Annotated in this window: 14 protein-coding genes; 12 read left to right on the forward strand and 2 right to left on the reverse strand. The window is 64.7% G+C overall.

Annotated elements, in window-relative coordinates:
- Positions 1-9 precede the first annotated feature (9 nt).
- Complete coding sequence (locus BTN82_RS08390) at positions 10-525, reverse strand: DUF2062 domain-containing protein (RefSeq protein WP_075118682.1); 516 nt, start codon at positions 523-525, stop codon at positions 10-12.
- A gap of 148 nt (positions 526-673) precedes the next feature.
- On the opposite strand from BTN82_RS08390, the gene BTN82_RS08395 reads away from it, so the two are divergent.
- The 12 genes from BTN82_RS08395 to BTN82_RS08450 all read left to right on the forward strand — a co-directional run bounded on the left by BTN82_RS08395 (position 674) and on the right by BTN82_RS08450 (position 12151).
- Positions 674-2905 (forward strand): DNA internalization-related competence protein ComEC/Rec2, encoded by a 2232-nt coding sequence (locus BTN82_RS08395; protein ID WP_075118683.1) that lies wholly within the window; start codon positions 674-676, stop codon positions 2903-2905.
- 102 nt (positions 2906-3007) lie between these two features.
- A complete protein-coding gene (locus tag BTN82_RS08400; RefSeq protein ID WP_186828368.1) occupies positions 3008-3643 on the forward strand; it encodes a MotA/TolQ/ExbB proton channel family protein in 636 nt (211 codons plus the stop codon).
- Positions 3640-4068 (forward strand): ExbD/TolR family protein, encoded by a 429-nt coding sequence (locus BTN82_RS08405; protein WP_009047818.1) that lies wholly within the window; start codon positions 3640-3642, stop codon positions 4066-4068. Before BTN82_RS08400 ends, BTN82_RS08405 begins: the two co-directional genes overlap by 4 nt.
- The gene (gene lpxK / locus BTN82_RS08410) at positions 4068-5078 is read left to right on the forward strand and encodes a tetraacyldisaccharide 4'-kinase (RefSeq protein WP_075118685.1); all 1011 of its coding nucleotides are present in this window, start codon (positions 4068-4070) and stop codon (positions 5076-5078) included. Before BTN82_RS08405 ends, lpxK begins: the two co-directional genes overlap by 1 nt.
- 22 nt (positions 5079-5100) lie before the next feature.
- Positions 5101-5286, forward strand: coding sequence for a Trm112 family protein (locus BTN82_RS08415; RefSeq protein WP_007931663.1), 186 nt, complete (start codon positions 5101-5103; stop codon positions 5284-5286).
- On the forward strand, positions 5283-6047 hold the full coding sequence (kdsB, locus tag BTN82_RS08420; protein WP_075118686.1) for a 3-deoxy-manno-octulosonate cytidylyltransferase: 765 nt from the start codon (positions 5283-5285) through the stop codon (positions 6045-6047). The genes BTN82_RS08415 and kdsB overlap by 4 nt, the downstream gene beginning before the upstream one ends.
- Complete coding sequence (locus tag BTN82_RS08425; RefSeq protein WP_075118687.1) at positions 6047-6511, forward strand: low molecular weight protein-tyrosine-phosphatase; 465 nt, start codon at positions 6047-6049, stop codon at positions 6509-6511. Before kdsB ends, BTN82_RS08425 begins: the two co-directional genes overlap by 1 nt.
- Entirely contained in the window at positions 6508-7527 is a 1020-nt protein-coding gene (gene murB / locus BTN82_RS08430) for a UDP-N-acetylmuramate dehydrogenase (RefSeq protein ID WP_075118688.1), read from the forward strand. Before BTN82_RS08425 ends, murB begins: the two co-directional genes overlap by 4 nt.
- A gap of 253 nt (positions 7528-7780) precedes the next feature.
- The gene (locus BTN82_RS08435; RefSeq protein WP_075118689.1) at positions 7781-8251 is read left to right on the forward strand and encodes a (2Fe-2S)-binding protein; all 471 of its coding nucleotides are present in this window, start codon (positions 7781-7783) and stop codon (positions 8249-8251) included.
- Positions 8248-10566, forward strand: coding sequence for a xanthine dehydrogenase family protein molybdopterin-binding subunit (locus BTN82_RS08440; protein WP_075118690.1), 2319 nt, complete (start codon positions 8248-8250; stop codon positions 10564-10566). The genes BTN82_RS08435 and BTN82_RS08440 overlap by 4 nt, the downstream gene beginning before the upstream one ends.
- Positions 10566-11561 (forward strand): XdhC family protein, encoded by a 996-nt coding sequence (locus BTN82_RS08445; protein WP_075118691.1) that lies wholly within the window; start codon positions 10566-10568, stop codon positions 11559-11561. Before BTN82_RS08440 ends, BTN82_RS08445 begins: the two co-directional genes overlap by 1 nt.
- Positions 11558-12151 carry a nucleotidyltransferase family protein gene (locus tag BTN82_RS08450; protein WP_075118692.1) on the forward strand — a complete coding sequence of 198 codons (594 nt, stop codon included), beginning with the start codon at positions 11558-11560 and terminating at the stop codon, positions 12149-12151. Before BTN82_RS08445 ends, BTN82_RS08450 begins: the two co-directional genes overlap by 4 nt.
- A gap of 117 nt (positions 12152-12268) precedes the next feature.
- Here the strand turns inward: BTN82_RS08450 and rne are convergent, their stop codons facing one another.
- Positions 12269-15511 (reverse strand): ribonuclease E, encoded by a 3243-nt coding sequence (gene rne, locus BTN82_RS08455; protein WP_075118693.1) that lies wholly within the window; start codon positions 15509-15511, stop codon positions 12269-12271.
- Positions 15512-15757 lie beyond the last annotated feature (246 nt).

Below are 15757 nucleotides of genomic sequence, written 5' to 3' on the forward strand. Positions count from 1 at the left end.
TTTGCGTTTCTAGCGCCGGCTTTGCTTGCGCCGCCGCCATTGCCGGCTGACCCACCAGCGCCAGTAGAGCATGGTCAGGCAATAGGCGAGGGCGCCCAGCGCCAGCCCGGCCACCACCGAGCCCAGCAGGAAGGGTTGCCAGAGGGTCGAGAGTTCGCCGCTGATCCATTCCCAGGTCAACTCGTCGGGCAGAGTCCTGGGGGGCACGTTCATCAGCCAGGCACCGACCTGATAGGTGCAGAAGAAGACCGGCGGCATGGTGATCGGATTGGTCAGCCAGACCAGGCTCACGGCAATCGGCAGGTTGCCGCGTACGGAAACGGCCAGCACGGCGGCCAGCAGCATCTGCGCGGGGATCGGCATGAAGGCGGCGAACAGGCCGACCGCCATGGCGCGCGCCACGGAGTGCCGGTTGAGGTGCCAGAGGTTGGGGTCATGCAACAGCGTGCCAAGAAAGCGTAAGGACTTGTGTTCCCTGATGCTGGTCGGGTCTGGCATGTAACGTTTGAATAGGCGCCGGGGCATAAGGCTTCTCGGTCAGTTCAGGCGGCAAGTATGCCCGGATTCTAGAAGGCGCCCATTCAGACTTTGTGACAAATGATAAAGCTGGCGCTGCCGCCGTTGAGCTAATCCAGAGAGTGGGAACACTCGATAAATGCTCAAGGACGGGCTTATGCGTACAGCGATGCTGGCACTGGCGGCGGGGCTATTGGCCGTGCGCTTTTTGCCGGCGCTGCCAGGATTCGGATGGCTGGCGGTATTGCCGGTGGTGGCCTTGATGCTGCTGCCGTTTCGCACCTATCCGCTGGCATTTTTCCTGTTGGGCCTGGCCTGGGCCTGCGCCAGCGCGCAATGGGCGCTGGACGATCGTCTGTCGGAACATCTCGATGGGCAGACGCGCTGGCTTGAGGGCCGGGTGACGGGGTTGCCGCAACAGGCCGAGGGTGTCGTGCGCTTCGATCTGGAAGACGCTCGGGCACGGCGCGGGCAGATTCCCCGGCGCATGCGCCTGGCCTGGTATGGCGGGCCGCCAGTGCGCAGCGGCGAACGCTGGCGCCTGGCAGTGAAGCTCAAACGGCCGGTTGGCCTGGTCAACCTGCAGGCTTTCGATCATGAGGCCTGGCTGTTGGCGCAGCGCATCGGTGCGACGGGCACGGTCAAGGACGGGCAGCGGCTGGTCGCCACGCCAGGGGGCTGGCGAGCGCGTATTCACCAGCGCTTGCTGCAAGTCGACGCCCATGGGCGAGCCGGCGGCCTGGCGGCGCTGGTGTTGGGCGACGGCTCGGGGCTCAGTCGCGAAGACTGGCGGGTGTTGCAAGACACCGGCACCGTGCACCTGATGGTGATATCGGGGCAGCACATCAGTTTGTTGGCCGCCGTGATGTACGTCTTCGTGGCAGGGCTGTTCCGCTACGGTCTGTGGCCCGGGCGCTGGCCCTGGCTACCCTGGGCCTGTGGGCTGGCGTTCGCCTCGGCGCTGGGCTACGGCTTGCTGGCGGGGTTCGATGTGCCGGTGCGTCGTGCCTGTGTGATGGTCGCCCTGGTGCTGGTCTGGCGCCTGCGCTTTCGTCATCTGGGCGCCTGGTGGCCGTTCCTGCTGGCGCTCGACGCGGTGCTGTTGTTCGAACCGCTGGCCAGCCTGCAGCCGGGGTTCTGGTTGTCCTTTATAGCGGTGGCGGTGCTGATCCTGATTTTTGGCGGGCGCCTGGGCGGCTGGCGCTGGTGGCAGTCCTGGACCCGGATTCAATGGTTGATCGCCATCGGCCTGTGCCCGGTGCTGCTGGCGCTGGGCCTGCCCATCAGCCTCAGCGGGCCCCTGGCCAATCTGTTGGCGGAACCCTGGATCAGCCTGCTGGTATTGCCGCCGGCGCTGCTCGGGACTCTGTTCCTGGTGGTGCCTTGGCTGGGCGAAGGGCTGCTCTGGTGGGCTGGTGGTTTGCTGGACGTACTGTTTCGTGGCCTGACGCTACTGGCTGCCCAATGGCCGGCCTGGATAGCACCGGCCATTCCCTTCTGGGCCTGGAGCCTCAGCGCGCTGGGCGCCTTGCTATTGCTGCTGCCCGCGGGCGTACCGCTGCGTCCGTTGGGCTGGCCGATGTTGCTGTTGATGGTGTTCCCGCCGAAAAACACGCTGCCATATGGCGAGGCGGAAGTCTGGCAGTTGGATGTCGGGCAGGGCCTGGCGGTGCTGGTGCGCACGCGCGAGCACGTGCTGCTGTACGACGCTGGCCCGCGTTTTGGCGACTCCGATTTAGGCGAGCGGGTGGTGTTGCCGTCCTTGCGCAAGCTGGGCATCGACCGCCTCGACCTGATGCTGCTCAGCCATGCCGACGCCGATCATGCCGGCGGTGCCGGCGCTGTTCGACGCGGCCTGTCGGTGGCCCGGCTGGTCAGCGGCGACCCCGAGGGCTTGCCCGCGCATTTGCCGGCCGAGCCCTGTGCCAGCGGCGAACAGTGGCAATGGGACGGTGTGGGTTTTTCCCTGTGGCAATGGGCGGATGCGCAGACCGGCAACCAGAAATCCTGCGTACTGCAGGTCGAAGCCCAAGGTGAGCGCCTGCTGCTCACCGGGGACATCGATGCCCAGGCGGAGCGCGCCTTGCTGGACACCCCGCTGGCCGTCGAAACCCACTGGTTGCAGGCGCCGCACCACGGCAGTCGCAGCTCATCGTCCGTGGCCTTGCTCAAGGCGCTGGCGCCGTCGGCGGTGCTGATTTCCCGTGGGCATGGCAATGGCTTCGGGCACCCCCACGCACAAGTCGTCGAGCGGTATCGCCGCCAGGGCGCGGCCATCTACGACAGCGCGGAGCATGGCGCGCTGCGGCTGATACTGGGCTCGTACGGCGAGCCGATGAGCCTGCGGGCCGAGCGGCGCTTTTGGCGCAAATGGCCACTATCTCCTTAAATAACCGGGAGTTATTAAAGCCTGCAGGCATGCGACATCAGGTTCTTCGGTGCATTCGGCCCCTATGTTAGAGTGGCGCACTTTTTCGAGGGGACTGTCACTGTGTGGGAATTGGTCAAATCCGGCGGCTGGATGATGTTGCCGATCATTCTGAGTTCCATTGTCGCGGTAGCCATCGTGGCCGAGCGCCTGTGGACCTTGCGGGCCAGCCGCGTTACCCCGCCGCATCTGCTGGGGCAGGTCTGGCGCTGGATCAAGGACAAACAGCTCAACAAGGACAAGCTCAAGGAACTGCGCGCCCATTCTCCCCTGGGGGAAATCCTCGCCGCCGGCCTGGCCAACTCCAAGCATGGTCGCGAGATCATGAAAGAGTGCATCGAAGAGGCCGCCGCCCGGGTCATCCATGAACTGGAGCGCTACCTCAATGCCCTCGGCACCATCGCCGCCATGGCCCCGCTGCTGGGCCTGCTCGGTACGGTGCTGGGCATGATCGATATTTTCAGCTCGTTCATGGGCTCGGGCATGACCACCAATGCCGCGGTGCTGGCGGGCGGTATCTCCAAGGCGCTGATCACCACCGCGTCCGGCCTGATGGTTGGTATTCCAGCGGTGTTCTTCCATCGATTCCTGCAACGTCGGGTCGATGAACTGGTGGTCGGCATGGAGCAGGAGGCCATCAAGCTGGTCGAAGTGGTGCAGGGCGACCGCGAGGTCGATCTGGCCGAGGGCAAAGCGTGAAGTTCCGCCGCAAGCCACGGGAAACCATCGATATCAACCTCGCGTCGTTGATCGACGTGGTGTTTATCCTGCTGCTGTTTTTCGTTGTGACCACCACCTTTACCCGGGAAACCCAGTTGCGCGTCGAGTTGCCGGAAGCCGTCAGCGGTTCGCCGGCCGAAGACCAGCAGACCAAGCAGTTGGATATCGCCATCAGCGCCGACGGGGTGTTCTCGGTGAATAACCAGGTGCTGCCCAAGAGCGACCTGGCCAGCCTGATCGAGGCCTTGCAGAAGGAGTCGGCCGGCGACACCAACCTGCCGTTGTCCATCAGCGCCGACGGCAAGACCCAGCACCAGGCGGTCATTACCGCGATGGACGCCGCCGGCAAGCTCGGTTTCAGCCATCTGCGCATGACCACCGTCGAGGCGGCGCCCGCACCCTGATGGCCATGTCCGATCGTTTGCTCGCTGCCTGGTACAACGGCCATCCCGCGCTGAAGCTGCTGCGGCCTCTGGAGTGGCTCTATCGGCGGGTGGTGGTGCGCAAGCGCGAACGCTTCCTGGCCGGGGAGGGCGATGTCTACCAGCCGCCCGTGCCGCTGGTGGTGGTGGGTAACATCACCGTGGGTGGCACCGGCAAGACGCCGTTGATCCTGTGGATGATCGAGCATTGCCAGCGCAGCGGGCTGCGGGTCGGCGTGGTCAGCCGCGGTTACGGTGCCAGGCCGCCGCGCCTGCCGTGGCGGGTTGCGGCCGAACAGGGCGCCGACGTCGCGGGCGACGAGCCCTTGCTGATCGTCCAGCGTACCGGCGTACCGCTGATGATCGACCCCGACCGCGGTCGCGCCGTCGAGGCGTTGCTGGCCGCCGAACCGCTGGACCTGATTCTTTCCGACGACGGCATGCAGCATTACCGCATGGCCCGCGACCTCGAGCTGGTGCTGATCGATGCCGCGCGCGGCCTGGGCAACCGCCGTTGCCTGCCGGCCGGGCCGTTGCGTGAGCCGGTCGAGCGCCTGCACAGCGTCGATGCGGTGCTCTACAACGGCGCCAGCGACGATCGCGAAGACGGCTTCGCCTTTCGCCTGGCGCCCACCGCCCTGGTCAACCTGCAGAGCGGCGAGCGCCGCGGGCTGGAGCACTTCGCGCCGGGGCAGGCGCTGCACGCGGTGGCCGGTATCGGCAACCCGCAACGTTTCTTCAGCACCCTTGAAACGCTACACTGGCGGCCTGTCCCGCATGCTTTCGCCGACCACGCCGAGTACAGCGCGCCGGCACTGAGTTTTACCCCGTCGTTGCCATTGGTCATGACCGAAAAGGATGCGGTGAAGTGCCGTGCCTTCGCGGCTCCCGACTGGTGGTACCTGGCGGTGGATGCGGTGCCATCCCCGGCCTTCGTGGCCTGGTTCGATACCCAGCTGATGCGCCTGTTGCCCGCTCGTCTTTTGCCTTAACGCTTCTATCCAGGGAATTCTCATGGACACCAAACTGCTCGATATCCTCGCTTGCCCGATCTGCAAGGGGCCGCTGAAGCTCAGCGCCGACAAGACCGAGTTGATCAGCAAGGGCGCCGGCCTGGCCTACCCGATTCGCGACGGCATCCCGGTCATGCTGGAAAGCGAGGCTCGCACCCTCAGCACCGACGAGCGCCTGGATAAATGACCGCAGCCTTTACCGTTGTCATCCCCGCCCGGTTCGCTTCCACCCGCCTGCCGGGCAAGCCGCTGCAACTGATCGCCGGCAAGCCGATGATCCAGCACGTCTGGGAGCAGGCCTGCAAGAGCAGCGCCCAGCGTGTGGTCGTAGCGACCGACGATGCGCGGATCGTCGAGGTCTGCAAAGGCTTTGGCGCCGAAGCGGTGCTGACCCGCGAAGACCACAACTCCGGCACCGATCGCCTGGCGGAAGTCGCCAGTCTGTTGGGGCTGGCTGCGGATGCCATCGTGGTCAACGTCCAGGGCGACGAGCCCTTGATCCCGCCGGCGGTGATCGACCAGGTCGCCGCCAACCTGGCCGCGCACACCGAGGCGCGCATGGCCACCCTGGCCGAGCCGATCGAAGACGTGCAGACCCTGTTCAATCCGAACGTGGTCAAGGTCGTTAGCGATATCAACGGCCTGGCCCTGACATTCAGTCGCGCCACCTTGCCCTGGGCGCGCGACGCCTTTGCGAAGGATCGCGACCTGCTGCCAGAGGGCGTGCCTTATCGCCGTCATATCGGCATCTATGCCTACCGCGCCGGTTTCCTGCACGACTTTGTCGGCTGGGGTCCGTGCTGGCTGGAAAACACCGAAGCGCTGGAGCAACTGCGGGCCTTGTGGCATGGCGTGCGGATCCACGTCGCCGATGCCCTGGAAGCACCGCCTGCCGGCGTCGATACCGCCGAAGACCTTGAGCGCGTTCGTCGCCTGCTGGAGGCCTGATGCGGGTTCTGTTTGTCTGCCTGGGCAATATCTGCCGTTCGCCGACGGCCGAGGGCGTGTTGCGCCACAAGTTGCGCGAAGCGGGGCTGGCCGAGCGGGTCGAGGTCGCATCCGCCGGGACCGGCGAATGGCACATCGGCAAGGCGCCGGACAAGCGCAGCCAGCGCGCGGCCTTGCTGCGCGGCTACGACCTGTCGGCGCAGCGCGCGCAGCAGGTCAGCAGCGCGGACTTTGCCCGCTACGACCTGATCCTGGCCATGGACCAGAGCAACCTGCGCAACCTCAAGGCCTTGCAGCCGGCCCAGGGCAAGGCCGAGCTGGACCTGTTCCTGCGTCGTTACGAGGCGGTGGTGGACGAAGTGCCGGATCCTTACTACGACGGTGAGCAAGGTTTCGAGCAGGTGCTGGATCTGATCGAGTACGCCAGCGACCGGCTGGTGATCGAGTTGAAGGGGCGGCTATGAGCTTGGATATGCAGGCCGAGGTTTCCCTCAAGCCCTTCAACAGCTTCGGGGTCGACGTACGAGCGCAGCTGTTCGCCGAGGCGCACAGCGACGCCGACGTGCGGGAAGCGCTGGCCTATTCGGCACAGCACCGCTTGCCGCTGCTGGTGATCGGCGGTGGCAGCAACCTGCTGCTGACGGCGGATATCCCGGCGCTGGTGCTGCGCATGAGTACCCGCGGCATCCGCCTGTTGAGCGACGACGGCCAGCAGGTGGTGGTCGAGGCCGAGGCCGGCGAAACCTGGCATCCGTTCGTGCAGTGGACTTTGCAGCAGGGGTTGTCCGGCCTGGAAAACCTCAGCCTGATCCCGGGGACCGTGGGCGCTGCGCCGATGCAGAACATCGGTGCCTACGGGGTCGAGATCAAGGATGTTTTCGCCGGCCTGACCGCGCTGGATCGGCAGAGCGGCGAGCTGCGCGATTTCAGCCTGCAAGAGTGCAAGTTCGGCTACCGCGACAGCCTGTTCAAGCAGGAGGCCGGCCGCTGGCTGATCTTGCGGGTGCGTTTCGCGCTGGCCCGTACCGAGCATCTGCACCTGGAGTACGGCCCGGTGCGCCAGCGCCTGAGCGAGCAGGGCATCGAGCAGCCGACGGCCAGCGATGTCAGCCGCGCCATCTGCAGCATCCGCAGCGAAAAACTGCCGGACCCCGCGGTGCTGGGCAATGCTGGCAGCTTCTTCAAGAATCCGCTGGTGTCCGCGGCCCTGGCCGCCGAGATCAGGCAGCGCCATGCGGGTCTGGTGGGCTATCCGCAGCCGGACGGGCAGGTGAAGCTGGCCGCTGGCTGGCTGATCGAGCAGGCTGGCTGGAAAGGTTTTCGCGAGGGCGACGCCGGGGTTCATCGCCTGCAGTCGCTGGTGCTGGTCAACCATGGCGCCGCCACGGGCCTGCAACTCCTGGACCTGGCGCAGAGGATCCAGAAGGATATTGCCGAGCGTTTCCAGGTCCAGTTGGAGATGGAGCCCAACCTCTATTGAGCCCGCTTGATTGAACTAAGCTGAAAGCGCGTTTCCAAAGCCTTGCACGGGCTTACCCCTGCAAGGCTTTTTTATTAATCGCGGCTTAACTTAGCTTGCTAACAATGCAATTATTTTTACCCCAAAAGGCCCGGTGAAGACTTCCCGTCTTCATAAGAGAGCCCATTAGCCTGAGTCGATCTGCTTTGCGCACGTCGTTGTACTCAACGGCAGATTGCTCGACCCCATAAACGGAAAATATGCGGGCGTGCCCATGATTACTCTGAAACTCAACGGTCAAGATCACCCATTGGATGCCACCGAGGACATGCCGCTGCTCTGGGCTATCCGCGACGTGGCTGGCTATAACGGCACCAAGTTCGGTTGCGGCATGGGCCTGTGCGGCGCCTGCACCATCCATATCGACGGCGCCCCGGCGCGCAGTTGCATCACGCCGATCGGCTCGGTCGCCGGGCAGAACGTCAGCACCATCGACAACCTGCACAACGACCCGGTCGGCAAGGTCGTGCAGCAGGCCTGGCTCGACAGCGCGGTGGCCCAGTGCGGCTACTGCCAGGGCGGGCAGATCATGTCGGCGACGGCTTTGCTCAAGGTCAATCCGAACCCCAGCGACGAACAGATCGAAGAGGCGATGGTCGGCAATATCTGCCGCTGCGGTACCTACAACCGGATCAAGACCGCGATCCGCCAGGCCTCCACCCATCTGCAGGAGGCCAAGGCATGAACCAGCTGCCGAATGATTTTGCCTTGAGCAACCTCAGCCGCCGCGGTTTTCTCAAGGGTGTCGGCGCCACCGGCGCCCTGGTGCTGGCGGCCAGTTGGGGCTGGCAGGACGCGTTTGCCGAAGAACAGAAGTTCGGTGCCGACGGCATGCCCCATGGTTGGGTCGACGACCCCAAGGTGTACGTGAGCATCGCCGCCGATGGCAGCGTGACGGTGCTCTGCAACCGTTCGGAAATGGGCCAGGGCGTGCGTACCAGCTTGAGCATGGTGGTTGCCGACGAACTGGAGGCTGACTGGGCGCTGGTGAAGGTCAGGCAGGCGCCGGGCGACGAGGCGCTGTTCGGTAACCAGGACACCGACGGTTCCCGCAGCATGCGCCACTGGTACGAGCCGATGCGCCGCTGCGGCGCGGCCGCGCGGACCATGCTCGAGCAGGCGGCGGCCGACCAGTGGAAAGTCCCGCTGGCCGAGTGCCGGGCCCAGTTGCACAAAGTGGTGCACCAGCCGAGCGGTCGCGAACTGGGCTACGGCGCCCTGGCTGTCGCGGCGAGCGCCCAGGCGGTGCCGGCCCGCGACAGCTTGCGCCTGAAGCAGCCCGGCGAGTTCCGTTACATCGGCAAGGAAGGCACCCGCGCCATCGATGGCGTGGACATCGTCAATGGCCAGGCGGTCTACGGTGCCGATGTGCATTTCGAGGGCATGCTGTTCGCGACGGTCGCCCGCCCGCGGGTCTATGGCGGCAAGGTCAAATCCTTCGACGCCAGCGCGGCGCTGAAGGTCCCGGGGGTGCTCAAGGTGGTGCCGATCGACAGTCGTCCCCTGCCTTCCGAATTCCAGCCTCTGGGCGGCGTGGCGGTGATTGCCAGCAATACCTGGGCGGCGATCAAGGGGCGCGATGCGCTGAAGATTGAGTGGGACGATGGCGTCAACGCGACTTATGACTCGATTGCCTATCGCCAGGAGCTGGAAGCCGCGGCGCTCAAGCCGGGCAAAGTGGTGCGCAGCACCGGCAATATCGACGAGGCCATGAGCGGCGCCGACAGCAGCCTGGAGGCCTCCTACTACCTGCCGCATCTGGCGCAGGCGCCGATGGAGCCGATGGTTGCCGTGGCGCGTTTCCAGAACGGGCAGTGTGAGGCCTGGGCCCCCAGCCAGGCGCCACAGGTGACCCGCGAACGCATTGCCGAACGCCTGGGCATTCCTTTTGAGAAGGTGACCGTCAATATCACCTTGCTCGGCGGCGGCTTCGGGCGCAAATCCAAGCCCGATTTCATCCTCGAGGCGGCAATCCTCGCCAAGGAAGTGCCGGGCAAGGCGGTGCGGGTGCAATGGACCCGCGAAGACGACATCCACAACTCCTACTTCCACACCGTGTCGGCGGAATACCTCAAGGCCGGCCTGAACAAGGACGGCATGCCGTCCGGCTGGCTGCACCGTACCGTGGCGCCAAGCATCACCGCGCTGTTCGCGCCGGGAATGAACCACGAAGGCGCCTTCGAGCTGGGCATGGGGTTCACCAACATGGCCTATGCGATTCCCAGCGTACGCCTGGAAAACCCCGAGGCGGCGGCCCATACCCGGGTTGGCTGGTATCGCTCGGTGTCGAACATCCCCCATGGCTTTGCCATCCAGAGCTTTGTCGACGAATTGGCCCATAAGGCGGGGCAGGACCCGTTGAAGTACCAACTCAAGCTGCTCGGGCCGGATCGTCAGATCGACCCGCGGACCTTGAGCGAAGAGTGGAACTACGGCGAATCGCCGGAGCGCTACCCGATCGATACCGGGCGCATGCGCGGTGTGCTGGAGACGGCCGCCAAGGCCGCCGGCTGGGGACGCAGCCTGCCCAAGGGCCGCGGCCTGGGCCTGGCGGTGCACTACAGCTTCGTCACCTACGTGGCGGCGGTGATCGAGGTTGAAGTCAAGGACGATGGCACCTTGATCGTGCACAAGGCCGATATTGTCGTGGACTGCGGCCCGCAGATCAACCCCGAGCGTATCCGCTCGCAATTCGAGGGCGCCTGTGTGATGGGCTTGGGCAATGCGGTGGTGGGGGAGATCAGCTTCAAGGACGGCAAGGTCCAGCAGGACAACTTCCACATGTATGAAGTGGCGCGCATGTCCCTGGCGCCGAAGGAAGTCGCTGTGCACCTGGTGACGCCGCCGGGCGACGTGCCGTTGGGCGGGGTCGGCGAGCCAGGTGTGCCGCCAATCGCGCCGGCCCTGTGCAATGCGATCTTCGCCGCCACCGGCAAGCGCATCCGCAACCTGCCGGTGCGCTACCAACTGCAAGGCTGGCAACAAGGGGCCAGTGCCTGATGGACAGCGTCGACCTGAATGTCCTGCGCAGCGTGCTGGAGTGGCGCCGCGCGGGGCAGCGCGTGATGTTGTACAGCGTGGTCCAGACCTGGGGCAGCGCGCCACGTCCGCCGGGCGCCATGCTGGCACTGCGCGGAGATGGCATGGTGATCGGTTCGGTCTCGGGAGGCTGTATCGAGGACGACCTGATCGCCCGCCTGCACGATGGCCGCTTGGCTCAGGATGGGCCGCCAGTACAGATGGTGACTTATGGCGTGAGCCGCGAGGAGGCCGCGCGTTTCGGCCTGCCTTGCGGCGGCACCTTGCGCCTGACCGAGGAGCGGGTTGGCGACCCTGGCTGGGTCGCCGAGCTGCTGGCCCGCTGCGAGGCCCATGAGATTGTCGCCCGGGAGTTGAACCTGGGTAGTGGCGAAGTGCTGCTTAAGCCGGCCAGCAAGACCGACGTGCTGAGCGTCGACGACACGAGCCTGCGGGCGATCTATGGCCCACGCTGGCGGCTGTTGCTGATCGGTGCCGGGCAACTGTCGCGGTATGTCGCGGAGATGGCGCGTTTGCTGGACTTCGAAGTACTGATCTGCGATCCGCGCAAGGAGTTCGTCTATGGCTGGGAAGAACAGCACGGGCGGTTTGTGCCGGGGATGCCGGACGATGCGGTGCTGAGCATCGAGACCGACGAACGTACGGCCATCGTTGCGCTGACCCATGACCCCAGGCTGGACGACATGGCGCTGTTGACCGCCCTCAACTCCCGGGCGTTCTACGTTGGTGCGCTGGGCTCGCGGGTCAACAGTCAAAAGCGTCGGGAGAATCTTGCCCTGCTGGGGCTGGAACCACAGGCCATCGACCGTCTACATGGGCCGATCGGCCTGCACATTGGTAGCCATACGCCGGCGGAGATTGCCCTGTCGGTGATGGCGGAGATCGTTGCCATCAAGAACGGTATCGAGCTGTTGCAGAAAAGAACCTCTCAGGTGGCTGAGCAGGTGAGCGCTTGAGCGAGTTGCCTTGCGTGGTGGTCCTGGCCGCAGGGCAGGGCAGCCGCTATCGACAGGTGGCAGGTGCTGGCGAGGACAAGTTGCTGGCGCTATGTCGGGGGCGGGATGGCGTGGTCAGGCCGGTGATCGAGCAGGTCTTGAAGAATCTGCCTGCATCGCTGGTGCGCAGAGTCCTGGTGACAACGGCGGATCGTCTCGGGTTGATTGCCTTGGCTGAAACCTACGGCTGCCAGGTGGTGCTTGTGGATTCGCCAGGTATGGGAGACAGCCTGGCCGCCGCCGTTGGTGCCTGTGTCGAGGCCAATGGCTGGTTGGTGGTGCTGGGGGATATGCCGTTTATCCTGCCGTCGAGTATCGAGCGTGTGGCGCAGGGGCTTGGCAAGCAGATGATCCGGGTGCCGGTGCATGACGGCACCTATGGTCACCCGGTGGCCTTTGGCGCGAGTTTTGGGCCGGCGTTATTGGCGTTGTCCGGGGATCGAGGGGCCAGGCCATTGTTTGCCTTGGGGCAGGTAGTTGAGGTGACGTTGGTGGATGCCGGAGTGTTGTGGGATGTCGATGTGCCGCAGGCGTTGCTCTTTCGCGATTGAGCGTTGCGCAGGGGATATCTCGAGCAAGAACCCCCTGTAGGAGCGAGCTTGCTAGAGGATCAAACATGAAAAAGCCCCGCCTGGGTGACCAGGCGGGGCTTTTTATAAGCTCAGGAATCAGACGAAGGGTTTAGGTTCGTGCTCTTCTTCCTGGACCTTGGCCTTGTGCTCTACCACTTCTTCGGCGGCACGCGGGGTGTCGTCGACGGCTGGGGTAGGTTGCTCGATGACCGGCTGGACAGCGGGCGCTGCCTCGACAACCTCGGCAATGACCGGAGCGGGCGCTACGACTTCTGCCGGGGCTTCAACGGCAGCAGTGGCAGCCAGTTCGGCTTCCTTCTGCAGACGCTCGGCTTCGCGCTTGCGGCGGCGTACTTCACGCGGATCGTTTGGCGCACGACCGTTGCTGGTCAGGGCGCTGGCCGGGGCGGCCTCGACAACTGGCTCAACCACTTCAGCGACGGCAGCTTCAACCGCAGCGGCTGGGGCGGCGATTACCGGCTCGGCAGCTACAGGCTCGACGACTGCTTCTACAACAGCAACAGTTGCCGGCTCTGCGGCGACGATCTCTTCGACCACGGCTTCGGCGACTGGCGCAGGTGCTTCAGCCACAATGGCTTCGGCTGCTGGCTCGAAAGTGCGAGGCGCTTCCTGGGCTGGTTCTTCGGCAACGGCGGCTTCGACTACCGGTGCGGCCGGTTCTGCAAACACTGCAGGTTCCGCGGCCTGTTCTTCGCGCGGTTCCTCGCGAACCTGGGCAACTTCAACGGCAGGCGCTGCCGGAGCTTCTACCGCAGTGGTGGCTTCGACGGCTGGTGCTTCGACCGTCGCAGCGGCTTCCTGCTGGATAGCGGCGGTCGCACGTTCGGCCTGCTCGTTAGCTTCGGCTTCGGCTGGGGCGCTGATCACGGTGCTGGCAACAGCAGCGGTTACCGCCAGGCCTGCAGCCAGATCGGCGCTGCTTGGCTCTTCGCCGTTTTCTTCCGAGCCTTCGATCACATCGCCATTGGCGTCGCGCTGACGTTCGCGGCGGTTGCTGCGACGACGCTGGCCACGGGAGCGACGGCGTGGACGATCGCCCTCGGCGTTCTCCTGGCCGTCTTCCTGCAGTTGCTCTTCGTTCGGCAGCTCTTCTTCGGCTTCTGCTACGGCAGCGGTCTGCTCGGCACGTGGTTGACGCTCTTCACGCGGTGGGCGCGGTTGACGTTCTTCCCGTGGCTGACGCGCCGGGCGCTCTTCAGCGGTGGCGGCAGCAACAGCAGCAACGGCAGGGGCGGCATCCAGTGGTTCGCGCAGTTCACGTACACGCTCTTCACGCTCGCCACGGGGCTTGCGGTCTTCGCGCGGAGCACGTGGTTGGCGCTCTTCGCGCGGCGGACGTGGCGCGCGCTCTTCGCGAGCGGTGGCCTGGACTTCTTCACGGGCTTCGCGAACTTCGCGCGGCTGACGTTCTTCGCGTGGTGCGCGTTCTTCACGAGGGGCACGATCTTCGCGAGGCGCGCGTTCTTCACGCGGCTTGCGTTCTTCGTCGCGGCGACCGTTACGGCTGCGGCTTTGCTGACGACCGTTGCGGCGCTCTTCGTTGCGTGCAGGGCGCTCAGTGGCCGGTTTTTCAACCACGACCGGAGCCGCTGGCTCTTCCTTGGTGGCGAACAGGCTGACCAGGGACTTCACCAGGCCTTTGAACAGGCTTGGTTCGGCAATGGTTGCCGGAGCGGCGACAGGGGCCGCGGCCACTTCGGTTGGAACCGGTGCGTTGGCGCGGGCTGGAGCGGTCTTGACGGCCGCTTCCTGGCGAACCAGGGTGCGGGTCGCGGCGGCTGGCTGGACTTCTTCGGTCTCGGCCGCGGCTGCGGCGATTTCGTAGCTGGACTGGTTGGTGGCAGCTTCCGGGCTGTCATCGCGCAGGCGCTGGACTTCGAAGTGCGGGGTTTCGAGGTGGTCGTTCGGCAGAATGACGATACGAGCACGGGTGCGCAGCTCGATCTTGGTGATCGAATTGCGTTTTTCGTTGAGCAGGAAAGCGGCGACCGGAATCGGCACTTGGGCGCGAACTTCGGCGGTGCGGTCTTTCAGGGCTTCTTCTTCGATCAGGCGCAGGATGGCCAGCGACAGCGATTCGACGTCGCGGATGATGCCGGTGCCGTTGCAGCGTGGGCAGACGATGCCGCTGCTTTCGCCGAGCGATGGACGCAGGCGCTGGCGGGACATTTCCAGCAGGCCGAAGCGCGAGATGCGCCCGACCTGGACGCGAGCGCGGTCGGCTTCCAGGCATTCGCGGACTTTCTCTTCCACAGCGCGCTGGTTCTTGGCTGGGGTCATGTCGATGAAGTCGATGACGATCAGGCCACCGATGTCGCGCAGGCGCAGCTGGCGAGCGATTTCTTCCGCTGCTTCCAGGTTGGTCTGCAGGGCGGTTTCCTCGATGTCGCTGCCTTTGGTGGCGCGCGCCGAGTTGATGTCGATGGACACCAGGGCTTCGGTCGGGTCGATAACGATCGAGCCGCCGGAAGGCAGTTCGACGACGCGCTGGAAGGCGGTTTCGATCTGGCTTTCGATCTGGAAGCGGTTGAACAGCGGCACGCTGTCTTCATACAGCTTGATCTTGCTGGCGTACTGCGGCATCACCTGGCGGATGAAAGTCAGGGCTTCGTCCTGGGCTTCAACGCTGTCGATCAGCACTTCGCCAATGTCCTGGCGCAGATAGTCGCGGATGGCGCGGATGATCACGTTGCTTTCCTGGTAGATCAGGAAAGGCGCGGAACGATCCAGAGAGGCTTCCTTGATGGCGGTCCAGAGTTGCAGCAGGTAGTCGAGGTCCCATTGCATTTCTTCACTGCTGCGGCCCAGGCCGGCAGTGCGCACGATCAGGCCCATGTCGGCAGGGGCTACCAGGCCGTTCAGGGCTTCACGCAGTTCGTTGCGCTCTTCGCCTTCGATGCGACGGGAAATGCCGCCGGCGCGCGGGTTGTTCGGCATCAGCACCAGGTAACGACCGGCCAGGCTGATGAACGTGGTCAGGGCTGCGCCCTTGTTGCCGCGTTCTTCTTTCTCGACCTGGACGATGACTTCCTGGCCTTCGCTCAGGACGTCCTTGATATTGACGCGGCCTTCGGGGGCTTTCTTGAAGTATTCGCGGGAGATTTCTTTGAGGGGCAGGAAGCCATGGCGCTCAGAGCCGAAATCGACAAAGGCAGCCTCGAGGCTTGGTTCGATGCGAGTGATACGGCCTTTATAGATGTTGGCCTTCTTCTGCTCGCGTGCACCGGATTCGATGTCCAGGTCGTAGAGGCGTTGACCATCTACCAGTGCAACACGCAACTCTTCGGGTTGAGTTGCGTTAATCAGCATTCTTTTCATGTAGTACCGTCGGTTTCCGGGCTGCCGGAAACGGCGTTCGGCACACACGACTTCTCACGGTCGGTGTCAGGTGCGTCAGGAGCGGTTGGCCGCTCCAGTGTCAGGCGAAATCCGACCAGTTGGGGCGAATTCGCGACTCACGCGTCCTGCTTGCTGGGGTGACAAAAGGCACCTCTTAAGCAAAAGCTCAATCAGGAGGAGGAATCAACCGGCGACTGTGGACGATACGAAGCGTCTTGATAAAGC

Origin of the sequence: Pseudomonas chlororaphis (genome assembly GCF_001921865.1) — a bacterium.
Lineage (GTDB): Bacteria > Pseudomonadota > Gammaproteobacteria > Pseudomonadales > Pseudomonadaceae > Aquipseudomonas > Aquipseudomonas chlororaphis_D.